Consider the following 12,094-nt stretch of genomic DNA (forward strand, 5'->3'; position numbering starts at 1 on the left):
CACCAGGCAAGGCGAGGCGAAGCCTTGACCGGTAGCGTCGAGTGGCGGCGCGGTCGCATCAGGTCCGGTTTGTCCTGTTGCCGCTCCCGCCCCTGCACCGCTTCGTCGACCCGTCGGAATCCAGCACGTCTCAGGCGCGAATCCCGCGCCAAAGCACCAGCTTCTGCTCGAACGACAGCATCGCGTTCGCCGGGCTCGACGAAGGCAGCACGAGCGTCTCGTACCCAGCCTGGCCGATCACGTCGGCGAACCGCCCCGCCGTCTTGCCGTTGAAGCACACGCGCTTCAGCAACGGCGCATGCGCTCGCAGCGAATCGAAGTCGTTCGGCTTCGCGTTCCTGATCGCGGAATCGAGGCTGCCCTGACGATGGCACGCATCGAGCACGTCCCAGATGCCGATGCCGTGCGACAGCACGCGTTCGAGCCGCGCGTCGTACGGCAGCTCATGCAGCGACGGCTCGCCGAGCACCGCGCCGAGCAGCCGCCAGAACTGGTTGCGCGGATGCGCGTAGTACTGCGCGGCGTCGAGCGACGCCTCGCCCGGAAAGCTGCCGAGGATCATCGTGTGCGTATTCGGCGCGACGACCGGCGGAAAGCCTTGCAGCATCACGCGCCTCCGTGCGACCCGACGGACCGCGGCCCGTCGCCGTGCGCATCGAGGTGGCGCCACAGCGCCGGCAGCATGCACTCGGTGACCATCAGCGGCTTGCCGTGACGCTGGAACACCGAGCGCCGCGCGACGAACGCATGCGGGGCCCGCGCGCCCTGCAATGCATGGCTCGCGAGCGCATACAGCGGATGGCCGGCGATCACGCGCCGGCTCACGAGCGCCGAGCGCTCGACCTGCGGATCGCTGTACAGCAACTCCGCGAGCGGCCGCGTGCGCAGCCGCCGCATCGCCTGCCACACGCCCTTGCTGGCCGCGAGCGGCGCGATGCTGTGGGCGGCGACGTACGGCGTGCCGTCGACCGACAGGATCACCTCGCGCACCCACATCGGCGCGCGCGGCGAACTGGCGAGCGCGTCCGGCTCGTCGAACCACGGGCGGTCGACGGCCTCGCGCGTCACCCGCACGTTCACGCGGCCGAGCCGCGCGAGGTGCGCGGTCAGCGATCCGCCGCGCGTCAGCCAGTCGCGCTGGTCGAGCGTGCAGCCAGGCCGTGGCGTCTCGCGCCAGCCGGCCTGCCCACCGTCGAATCGCATGCGCGCGTTCACGCGGCGCGCGACAGCAGCAGCGCGTTGGTCCGCTTCACGAAGCTCGCCGGATCGTCGAGCATGCCGCCTTCGGCCAGCAGCGCCTGATCGAACAGCAGATGGCACCAGTCGCCGAAATCGGCGCTGTCGGCGTTCAGCTGCTTCACGAGCGCGTGCTCGGGATTGATCTCGAGGATCGGCTGCATCGCCGGCGCGTTCTGGCCGGCTGCCTTCAGCATCCGCTGCAGGTAGCCGCTCATGTCGTTGTCGTCCGCGACGAGGCACGACGGCGAATCGGTCAGGCGGAACGTGGCGCGCACTTCCTTCACCTTGTCGCCGAGCGCTTCCTTCATCTTCTCGACGACCGGCTTGATCGCCTCGCCGGCCTGCTCCTGCGCCTTCTTCTCCTCGTCGTTCAGCTCGCCGAGATCGAGATCGCCGCGGGCCACGCTCGCGAGCGGCTTGCCGTCGAATTCATGCAGGAACGACAGCATCCATTCGTCGACGCGGTCGGTCAGCAGCAGCACCTCGACACCCTTCTTGCGGAACACCTCCAGATGCGGGCTGTTCTTCGCGGCCTGCCACGTATCGGCGGTCACGTAGTAGATCTTGCTCTGCTCGGGCTTCATGCGCGACACGTAGTCGGCGAGCGACACGTCCTGCGCGTCGGTGTCGCCATGCGTCGACGCGAAGCGCAGCAGCTTCGCGATGCGCTCGCGGTTCGCGTGATCCTCGCCGAGGCCTTCCTTCAGCACCTGGCCGAACGCGCCCCAGAACGTCTTGTACTTGTCCTTGCCGGCATCGTCTTCCGCGTTCGCGAGCTCCTCGAGCATCGACAGCGCGCGCTTGGTCACGCCTTCGCGGATCGCCTTCACGTCGCGGCTTTCCTGCAGGATTTCACGCGATACGTTCAGCGGCAGGTCGGCCGAATCGACCACCCCCTTCACGAAGCGCAGGTATTGCGGCAGCAGCTGCTCGGCGTCGTCCATGATGAACACGCGCTTCACGTACAGCTTCAGGCCGCCGCGATAGTCGCGGTTCCACAGGTCGAACGGCGCGTGCGCGGGCACGAACAGCAGCTGCGTGTATTCGCTGCGGCCCTCGACGCGGTTGTGCGTCCACGTGAGCGGGTCCTGGTGATCGTGCGCGATGTGCTGGTAGAACTGCGTGTACTGCTCGTCGGTGACGTCGCTCTTCGAACGCGTCCACAGCGCGCTCGCCTGGTTGACGGTTTCGTCCTCGTCCTTCAGGACCATCTCGCCCTTTTCCTGATCCCACGCTTCCTTGCGCATCAGGATCGGCAGCGCGATGTGGTCGGAGTACTTCTGGATGATCGACTTCAGGCGGTGCGACGACAGCAGGTCGTCCTCGCCTTCGCGCAGGTGCAGCGTGATCGTCGTGCCGCGCTGCGCGCGCTCGATCGCGTCGATCGTGAAATCGCCCTCGCCCGCACTTTCCCAGCGCACGGCTTCGTTCGCCGGCAGACCCGCGCGACGCGTTTCGACGGTGATCTTGTCGGCGACGATGAAGCCCGAGTAGAAGCCCACGCCGAACTGGCCGATCAGCGCCGCGTCCTTCTGCTGGTCGCCCGACAGCTTCGTGAAGAATTCCTTGGTGCCCGAACGCGCGATCGTGCCGAGGTTCGCGATCGCCTCGTCGCGGCTCATGCCGATGCCGTTGTCGTCGATCGTGATCGTGCGCGCGGCCTTGTCGTAGCCGATGCGGATGCGCAGGTTCGGATCGTTCTCGTACAGCGCGTTGTCCGCGAGCCCTTCGAAACGCAGCTTGTCGGCCGCGTCGGACGCATTCGACACCAGTTCGCGCAGGAAGATTTCCTTGTTGCTGTAGAGCGAATGGATCATCAGGTGGAGGAGTTGCTTGACCTCTGCCTGAAAGCTCATCGTTTCGTGTGCCATGGATGCTGTTTCCTCTTACTTGAACTGAAAAGGGGTGACGCCGGCGCCCGGCGCGCGATGCCGGCGGACCCGTGAAGGACGCCCGGTTGGGACAACCGGGTTGGGGCGGCCCGTTCGGGACGGCCCCCTCTGGGACGACCGCCTGGCGCCGGCGGTTTGCGCGCGTATCTGGGGACGGCACGCGCCATTTCAAGAGCCGGCCTGCCGCGCCGCGTCACGACGCGCGCCGCACCGCCGAGTCGATATAGCCCGCCAGCAGCCCCGGCAGCGCCGGATCGCCGCAGTTCGCGACGTTGAAGCGCATCCACGTGGACGGCGACTGCTGCGGCGAGAACAGGCTGCCGGGCGTCAGCAGGAAGCCGGCTTCGTGCGCGACCGCCGCGAGCGCGTCCGAATCGACGCCCGTGTCGGCCCACAGGAACATCCCGGCGGCCGGCATCGTGAAGAGCCCGAGCCCCGTGCGCTCGAGCATCCGCGCGGTCTTGTCGCGCACGCCGTCGAGCCGCGCGCGCAGCCGCTCGACGTGGCGCCGGTAATGCCCTTCGGTCAGGATCTTGTACAGCACGCGCTCGTTGAGCTCGGGCGTGGTCATCCCGACCAGCATCTTCTGGTCGGTGACCGCCTTCGCGATCTCCGGCGCGCAGGCGACGTAGCCGACCCGCAGGTTCGCGGCAAGCGTCTTCGAATAGCTGCCGAGATAGATCACGCGCTTCAACTGGTCGAGGCTCGCGAGCCTCGTGGCCGGATAGCTGGGCGGGCACAGGTCGCCGTATATGTCGTCCTCGACGACCAGGAAATCGTACGCCTCCGCGAGCTTCAGAATCCGGAACGCCTGCGCGGCCGACAGCGACGTGCCGGTCGGGTTCTGCAACACCGAGTTGATCACGAGCATCTTCGGCCGCCACATCTGCACCAGGGTTTCGAGCGCATCGAGGTCGGGGCCGTCGGGCGTATACGGCATCCCGACGAGTTGCGCGCCCTGCGCCGCGAAACGGCCGAACATCTGGAACCACGCCGGATCGCCGACGATCACCGCATCGCCCGGGCGCATGTAGATCCGCGAGATCAGGTCGATCGCCTGCGTGATGCCCGACACCAGCACGATCTGTTCGGGCTTCGCGCCGATCTCGACTTCGGCGAGGCGCGTCTGCAATTGCTGGCGCAGCGGCAGGAAACCCTGCGCGGTGCCGAAGCCGAGCATCTGCGCGCCCGACTGGCGCCCGAGCGCGCGCAGCGCGCCGGTGATCAGCTCGCCGTCGAGCCAGCGGCCCGGCAGGTAGCCGAGGCCCGGGCCCTTCTCCGGGCTGACCGTGTGCAGCATGTTGCGCAGCAGCCAGACGACGTCGATCGTGTTGTGCACGGGCGCGGCCTCGGCCACGCGCGCGACCCCGTCGGCCGGCTGCGGGCCGGCGCCCGTGCGCTCGCGCACGTAGAAGCCGGAGCCGCGCCGCGAGTCGAGGTAGCCCTGCGCGACGAGACGCTCGTAGGCCTCGACGACGGTGAAGCGCGACACGCTCTTGTCGAGCGCGAGCTTGCGGATCGACGGCATGCGCATGCCGGGACGGAACACGCGTTCGTCGATGCGCCGCCGCGCCCACTGGACCAACTGGTCGACGAGCGTGAGCGTGGCCGTGTCGTGCGGCGCGGGAATCTGGGCGAGGGGGACGGTGGACATGGGCGGCAGGCTCCAACTGTACCGAAGGCTATCGCGCCGATTGTACCGTTACTGTGCCGGTAGCGACGATTACAGTTGACCGGAATGGCGATCGTGCGGCCGCCGTTCCAGCCCGCCGCACGTGGCGCGACACCGGCTGGCCCGCATCGCGGGCGGTGCGTTGGCCGGTGCAGCCCCCGCCCGGCACGCCGTCCGCCTACCCTGACACTTTCGCTTCCCGACCGACCCTCATGCCAGCCCGCTCCCTGACACTCGACCATCTCGTGATTGCCGCGCGCACCCTCGACGAAGGCGTGCGCCATGTCGCCGACGCACTCGGCATCGAACCGGCCGGCGGCGGCCGCCACCCGCTGATGCGGACCCACAATGCGCTGTTCGGCGCGTGGGACGGGCTCTATCTCGAAGTGATCGCGATCGACCCCGACGCGCCCGCGCCGGACGACGGTGCAAAACCGCCTCGTGCGCGGCTGTTCGGGCTCGACGATCCGGCGATCCAGGCGCGGCTCGCGCAGCAGGGCCCGTTTCTCGCGCACTGGGTCGCGCGCGTCGACCGCCCGCGCCAGCTTGCGCTGTGGCAACGCCAGTATCCGGCCCGCATCGCGCCCGTCGTCACGATGCGGCGCGGCGACCTGAGCTGGGGCCTCACGGTGCCCGACGACGGCAGCTTCCCCGCGTGGCAGGGTGCGGGCGACGGCCTCGTGCCGTCGCTGATCCAGTGGGACAGTCCGCGCCATCCGGCCGAATCGCTGCCGGCCGACGGCATCGCGCTGAAAGCGCTCAAGGGCGCCCATCCGCACGCGGATACGATCCGCGCGCAACTCGACTGGCTCGGCGCCGCCCACCTGCTCGACGTCGAAGCCACCGACGGTCCGCCGGCGCTGGTCGCCGAATTCGACACGCCGCAGGGCCCACGCACGCTGCGTTGAACGCCCTGTGCCGCTTCCATTACACCCACCAGCAATACGGAGACACCCACGACATGAATTCGCGCGAAACCCGGGGCATGCTGCTCGGCCTCATCGGCGTGATGATCTTCAGCCTGACGCTGCCGATGACGCGGATCGTCGTATCCGAACTCAACCCGCTGCTCAACGGGCTCGGCCGCGCGCTCGCCGCCGCCGTGCCGGCCGGCCTGCTGCTGTGGTGGCGCCGCGAGCGGCTGCCGACCCGCGCGCAACTGAAAAGCCTCGCGATCACGTCGGCCGGCGTGATCATCGCGTACCCGGTGTTCTCGGCGTGGGCGATGAAATCGGTGCCGGCCTCGCACGGCGCGGTGGTCAACGGGCTGCAGCCGTTGTTCGTCGCGCTGTACGCGGCGTGGCTGTCGCACGAACGGCCGTCGAAGGCGTTCTGGGCCAGCGCGGTGGCCGGCAGCGCGCTCGTGATCGCGTTCGCGCTGCGTGACGGCGGCGGCACCGTGCAGGCCGGCGACGCGCTGATGCTCGTCGCGGTCGGCATCGGCGCGTTGGGCTATGCGGAAGGCGCGCGCCTCGCGCGCCAGATCGGCGGCTGGCAGGTGATCTGCTGGGCGCTCGTCGTGTCGGCGCCGTTCCTCGTGCTGCCGGTCGGCTGGCTCGCATGGATGCAGCACGCCGCGCATCCGGGGCCGCTCGCGCCACGCACCTGGCTCGCGTTCGGCTACGTGACCCTCTTTTCGCAATTCATCGGCTTTTTCGCCTGGTATGCGGGGCTCGCGATGGGCGGCACCGCGCGCGTCGGCCAGGTGCAACTGCTGCAGATTTTCTTCACGATCGCCTTTTCCGCGCTGCTGTTCGGCGAAACGGTCACGCCGTCGACGTGGCTGTTCGCCGCCGCCGTGATCGCGACCGTGGTGCTCGGGCGCCGCTCGGCGGTCGCCACGGCGCCGCGCGCCGCTCGCGCCGGCTGATGAGGTGCGCCATAATGGACGTTTTGCCTGATTGGTTTCGCCTGACTGGCCGTGCCCACCCAGCCGCGAAGGCGCCATCGTGCTCGCGCTCGCCCACCCGGCGGCGTCGAAGCGATCCGCCTGATCGACCTTTCTTGACCGACCACGATATCCGAACGAGGAGACTATGAATCCGAGCGACCTGCATCCGCCGCACTGGCAGCTTTCCGAACGCGCCCGCAAGCTGACGAGCTCGGCGATCCGCGAGATCCTGAAGGTCACGGAACGCCCCGAGGTCATCTCGTTCGCCGGCGGCCTGCCCGCCCCCGCGACGTTCCCGGCCGAACGCATGCGCGCCGCCGCCGACCGCGTGCTGCGCGACGCGCCGGCCGCCGCGCTCCAGTACAGCGCGACCGAAGGCTACCTGCCGCTGCGCGAGTGGATCGCCGAGCGCTACAGCGTGCGCGTGTCGCAGGTGCTGATCACGACCGGCTCGCAGCAGGCGCTCGACCTGCTCGGCAAGGCGCTGATCGACCCGAACAGCCCGATCCTCGTCGAAACGCCGACCTACCTCGGCGCGCTGCAATCGTTCTCGCTGTACGAGCCGCGCTACGTGCAGGTGCCGACCGATGAGCAGGGCCTGCTGCCGGAAGGCCTCACGCCCGAACTCACGCAAGGCGCGCGGCTGCTGTACGCGCAGCCGAACTTCCAGAACCCGACCGGTCGCCGCCTGCCCGTCGAGCGCCGCCGCGCGCTCGCCGCGTTCGCGCAGACGAGCCCGTTCCCGGTGCTGGAGGACGATCCGTACGGCGCGCTGAACTACCAGGGCGAGCCGCTGCCGACGATGCTGTCGATGGCGCCCGACCACGTCGTGCATCTCGGCACGTTCTCGAAGGTGCTCGCGCCGGGCCTGCGGATCGGCTACATCATCGCGCCCGAGGAGCTCCACTTCAAGCTCGTGCAGGCCAAGCAGGCCACCGACCTGCACACGCCGACGCTCACGCAGCGCATCGCGCACGAAGTGATCAAGGACGGCTTCCTCGACGAGCACATCCCGACGATCCGCGAGCTGTACAGCGCGCAGTGCGACGCGATGCTCGGCGCGCTCACGCGCCACATGCCGGCAGGCGTCACGTGGAACCGTCCGGAAGGCGGGATGTTCATCTGGGTGAACCTGCCCGCGCAGATCGACAGCATGAAGCTGCTCGCCGCGGCCGTCGACAACCACGTCGCCTTCGTGCCGGGCGCGCCGTTCTTCGCGGAGAACGCGCAGCAGAACACGCTGCGCCTGTCGTTCGTGACGGTGCCGCCCGAGAAGATCGAGGAAGGCGTCGCGCGCCTCGGCAAGCTGCTGCGCGAGCGCCTCTGATCCCCTTTTTCCTGTCACGACTCTCTACGAGGAATCGAACACATGGCTAACGTCTACGACAAACTGAAGTCGCTCGGCATCGAGCTCCCGACCGCCGGCGCCCCGGCCGCCGCCTACGTGATGAGCGCGCAAAGCGGCAACACGGTCTACCTGTCGGGCCACATCGCGAAGAAGGACGGCAAGGTCTGGGCCGGCAAGCTCGGCGCGGATCTGCAGACGGAAGACGGCAAGGCCGCCGCCCGCTCGATCGCGATCGACCTGCTCGCGACGCTGCACGCGCACACCGGCGACCTGAACAAGGTCACGCGCATCGTCAAGCTGATGAGCCTCGTCAACTCGACGCTCGACTTCACCGAACAGCACGTCGTGACGAACGGCGCGTCGGAGCTGATCGCCGAAGTGTTCGGCGACGCGGGCAAGCATGCGCGCTCGGCATTCGGCGTCGCGCAGATCCCGCTCGGCGCGTGCGTCGAGATCGAACTGATCGCCGAAGTCGCGTAACGGGCGCAGCGCGATGCCCGGTCGTCTCGTTCGCTTCAAGCAGGTCGACGTGTTCACGTCGGTGCCGTTCAAGGGCAATCCGCTTGCCGTGGTGTTCGACGCCGATTCGCTCGGCGACGACGCCATGCTCGAGATCGCCCGCTGGACGAACCTGTCGGAAACGACGTTCCTCTGCACGCCGACCGATCCGGAAGCCGACTATCGCGTGCGGATCTTCACGACCGGCGGCGAACTGCCGTTCGCCGGCCACCCGACGCTCGGCACCGCGCATGCGTTCCTGGAAAGCGGCGCGCGGCCGCGCACGCCGGGCCGGCTGATCCAGCAGTGCGGGGTCGGCCGGGTCGCGCTGCGCGAGCAGGGCGGCCGCTGGGCGTTCGCCGCGCCGCCGGCACGCGTCACGCCGCTCGACCGTTCGGACTACGCGGTACTGGCCGCCGCGCTGCGCAGCGACGCGCTCGACCTGGACGCCGAGCCGTGCGCGGTGGACAACGGCGCACCGTGGCTGGTCGTGCGGCTGAAGTCGGCCGATGCGTGCATCGGCCTGTCGCCCGATCCTGCCGCGCTGGCGGCGCTGACCCACCGCTACGGCGTGGACGGCCTCGCCGCCTACGCGCCGCACGCCGAAGGCGGCCCCGCGACGTTCGAGATCCGCTGCCTGATGACCGGCGGCCAGTTCGGCACGCCCGGCGAGGACCCCGTCACCGGCAGCGCGAACGCCGCGCTCGCGGGGCTGCTGACGCGCCAGGAACGCCGCCCCGGCCAATCGTATACAGCCCGCCAGGGCACGGCGATCGGCCGCGACGGCCGCATCTTCGTCAGCTACGACGACGACGGCACGACCTGGATCGGCGGCCACGTCGTCACGGTCGTCGACGGCACGTTCCGGTCACCCGACTGACATTTCGCGATGTGGATGGCGCCGGCTCGTCCGGCGCCCTACGCTTTGCCCAACTATCGCAAAAACGTTCCAGCCAGTAATATCGGGCCTAATCCGTTGTTTCGGAGGTCTGTCCATGGTTGCGCGTCCCGCGAACGAACAGACGTCGGGACAATCCGAACCATAGCCGGCCATCCAGACGGATGGCGCACGCGAGCAGGACGCCGCCCTCTTCGATGAGCTCCGCCCGGTCCAACCACACGCCGCCGAACCGGCCGCTGCGCGCGCCGCGCAAGTCGCGCCGGCGTGCGCTGTTCGCCATCCCGCTGCTCGGGATGCTGGCGCTCGCGCTGCTGTGGGCCGTGATCATCGCGCGTCTGTCCGTCGAAAAGGACAGTGCGTACAAGGAAGCGGCGGCCTCCGCGGCGATCCTGTCGTCCGCGCTCGAGCAGCATACGGTCAAGGCGATCCACCAGGTCGACCAGATCACCCGCTTCGTCAAGTTCGAATTCGAGAAATCGCCGGCGCGCTTCAATCTCGCGAGCGCCGTCGAGAAAGGCGTCGTGCCGAGCGACACGCTGATCCAGGTATCGCTCGTCAACGCGAAGGGCATCCTGTTCGCGAACACCGCCGAACTCCATCCGCAGCCGATCAACCTGTCCGACCGCGAGCACTTCAAGGTCCACCTCGCGCACAACGACGACCGCCTCTTCATCAGCAAGCCCGTGCTCGGCCGCGTGTCGAGCCACTGGACGCTGCAGATGACGCGGCGCCTGAACAACCCGGACGGCAGCTTCGCGGGCATCGTCGTGGTGTCGGAAGACCCGAGCTACTTCACGAACGATTTCTACAACAACGCGGCCATCGGCAAGGAAGGCGTGATCGCGGTCGTGTCCGATACCGGTGCGGTGCTCGCGCGGCGCACGGGCTCGGTGAGCAACGCGCCGGGCGCGTTTTCGGCGTCGGGCGTCTACCCGATCGCCGAGCGCGTGACGGGCACGATCATCGATCCGATCGACGGCGTGACGCGCATCGTGTCGTACCGCCACCTCGACGGCTACCCGCTCGCGGTGATGGTCGGGCTGTCGCAGACGGAAGAGTTCGCGGACTACACCCACACGCGCAACGTCTACCTGCTGATGACGAGCTTCATCACGCTCGCGATGCTCGCGTTCTTCGGCGTCGCGACGGGCCTGATCGGCAAGCTGCTCGGCCGCGAGCGCGAAATGACGCAGCTCGCCGAATACGACCTGCTCACCGGCCTCGCGAACCGCTATGCGACGCTGCGCGGGCTGCGCAACGACGTGTCGATGCCCGCGAGCCTGTCGCGGCTCGGCCTGCTGTTCATCGATCTCGACAACTTCAAGACCGTCAACGACACGCTCGGCCACAACGCCGGCGACATCGTGCTGCAGATGACCGCGTCGCGCCTGGCCGATGCGGTCGGCGACGAAGGCTCGCTCGCGCGCATCGGCGGCGACGAGTTCGTCGTCGTGATGAAGGGCGACGACGTCGAGCGGCGCGCGGTGCGGCTCGCGGAAGCGATCATCCGGATGTTCGGCGAGCCGTTCGACGTGCGCGGCAGTTCGTTCGTGCTGCATGCGAGCATCGGCATCGCGCTGCACACCGTCGCGAACGAAAGCGAGATCGACCTGCTGAAAAAGGCCGACCTCGCGATGTACAGCGCGAAGGACGCCGGCAAGAACTGCTACCAGTTCTATGCGCCGCACCTGTCGCACCGCGCCGACCACCTGATGCGCTGGGAACAGCAATTGCGCGTCGCGCTCGCCGAGGGGCAGCTGTTCCTCGCGTACCAGCCGAAGATCGACCTCACGCATCGCACCATCACCGGCTTCGAAGCGCTGGCACGCTGGGATCACCCCGAGCACGGCGTCATCTCCGCGAACGAATTCATTTCGATCGCCGAATCGACCGGCCTGATCGTGCCGATCGGCGACTTCGTGATCCGTACCGCGTGCGAGCAGATCGCGCGCTGGCGCGACGAAGGCCACGACACGCTGACGCTCGCGGTCAACATCTCGCCCGTGCAGTTCTGGCGCGGCGACCTGATCGAGACGATCTCGCAGGCGCTGCAGGACACCGGCATCCCCGCGAACCGGCTCGAGATCGAGATCACCGAGACCGCGATGATGGAATATCCGGAACTCGTGTCCGAGAAGATCGTCGCGCTGAAAAAGCTCGGCATCCGGATCGCGCTCGACGATTTCGGCACCGGCTACTCGTCGCTGTCGTACCTGCACCGCTTCTCCGTCGACACGCTGAAGGTCGACCGCTCGTTCGTGCAGGCGATTCCGAACGACCGCAGCGTGTGCGTGATGGTGTCGTCGATCGTGCATCTCGCGCGCTCGCTCGGGCTGACCGTCGTCGTCGAGGGCACGGAGACCGAGGAGCAGATCACGTGGCTGTCCGCGCTCGGCGAAATCGAGGCGCAGGGCTTCCTGTTCTCGCGCCCGGTGCCGGCCGATGCGATTCCCGCGCTGATCGCCCGCTTCGGCGTGCGCGGCGAGCATCCGAATGTCGTCGCGCATCGCGCGACCGGCAGCACGGGCGCATGAGCGCCGCACTGCTGCAGGCGCGCGCGTTGTGCAACGCCGCAATCGTTGCGTTTTCCGATCCGATCGTTCAATTCATTAACTAGCGTTTTCGCGCATGGCAGTGTCATGATGCGCAGCGG

The 12,094-nt window shown here is 68.4% G+C and carries 10 protein-coding genes; 6 read left to right on the top strand and 4 right to left on the bottom strand.

Annotated elements, in window-relative coordinates:
* Window positions 1-130 precede the first annotated feature (130 nt).
* From H3O04_RS10455 to H3O04_RS10470, 4 genes are all read right to left on the bottom strand, one after another.
* Window positions 131-607: a DNA-deoxyinosine glycosylase gene (locus tag H3O04_RS10455; RefSeq protein WP_023476753.1), complete on the bottom strand. Its 477-nt coding sequence runs from the start codon at window positions 605-607 to the stop codon at window positions 131-133.
* On the bottom strand, window positions 607-1,203 hold the full coding sequence (locus H3O04_RS10460; protein WP_006478179.1) for a chorismate--pyruvate lyase family protein: 597 nt from the start codon (window positions 1,201-1,203) through the stop codon (window positions 607-609). The genes H3O04_RS10455 and H3O04_RS10460 overlap by 1 nt, the downstream gene beginning before the upstream one ends.
* An 8-nt stretch (window positions 1,204-1,211) precedes the next feature.
* Window positions 1,212-3,110, bottom strand: coding sequence for a molecular chaperone HtpG (gene htpG / locus H3O04_RS10465; RefSeq protein WP_202587643.1), 1,899 nt, complete (start codon window positions 3,108-3,110; stop codon window positions 1,212-1,214).
* 214 nt (window positions 3,111-3,324) lie between these two features.
* Entirely contained in the window at window positions 3,325-4,785 is a 1,461-nt protein-coding gene (locus tag H3O04_RS10470) for an aminotransferase-like domain-containing protein (RefSeq protein ID WP_006478178.1), read from the bottom strand.
* Window positions 4,786-5,015: 230 nt separating this feature from the next.
* On the opposite strand from H3O04_RS10470, the gene H3O04_RS10475 reads away from it, so the two are divergent.
* From H3O04_RS10475 to H3O04_RS10500, 6 genes are all read left to right on the top strand, one after another.
* Window positions 5,016-5,711, top strand: coding sequence for a VOC family protein (locus H3O04_RS10475; protein WP_202587644.1), 696 nt, complete (start codon window positions 5,016-5,018; stop codon window positions 5,709-5,711).
* Between the two features lie 53 nt (window positions 5,712-5,764).
* The gene (locus H3O04_RS10480) at window positions 5,765-6,673 is read left to right on the top strand and encodes a DMT family transporter (RefSeq protein ID WP_006478176.1); all 909 of its coding nucleotides are present in this window, start codon (window positions 5,765-5,767) and stop codon (window positions 6,671-6,673) included.
* Between the two features lie 166 nt (window positions 6,674-6,839).
* Entirely contained in the window at window positions 6,840-8,021 is a 1,182-nt protein-coding gene (locus H3O04_RS10485; RefSeq protein WP_006478175.1) for an aminotransferase-like domain-containing protein, read from the top strand.
* A gap of 42 nt (window positions 8,022-8,063) precedes the next feature.
* Window positions 8,064-8,522, top strand: a complete 459-nt coding sequence (locus H3O04_RS10490) for a RidA family protein (protein ID WP_006478174.1) — start codon at window positions 8,064-8,066, stop codon at window positions 8,520-8,522.
* A 13-nt stretch (window positions 8,523-8,535) separates the two neighbouring features.
* On the top strand, window positions 8,536-9,420 hold the full coding sequence (locus H3O04_RS10495; protein ID WP_175767806.1) for a PhzF family phenazine biosynthesis protein: 885 nt from the start codon (window positions 8,536-8,538) through the stop codon (window positions 9,418-9,420).
* A 215-nt stretch (window positions 9,421-9,635) separates the two neighbouring features.
* Entirely contained in the window at window positions 9,636-11,975 is a 2,340-nt protein-coding gene (locus H3O04_RS10500; RefSeq protein WP_027813796.1) for a bifunctional diguanylate cyclase/phosphodiesterase, read from the top strand.
* Window positions 11,976-12,094 lie beyond the last annotated feature (119 nt).

The organism is Burkholderia sp. KCJ3K979, assembly GCF_016759955.1.
GTDB lineage: Bacteria > Pseudomonadota > Gammaproteobacteria > Burkholderiales > Burkholderiaceae > Burkholderia > Burkholderia orbicola.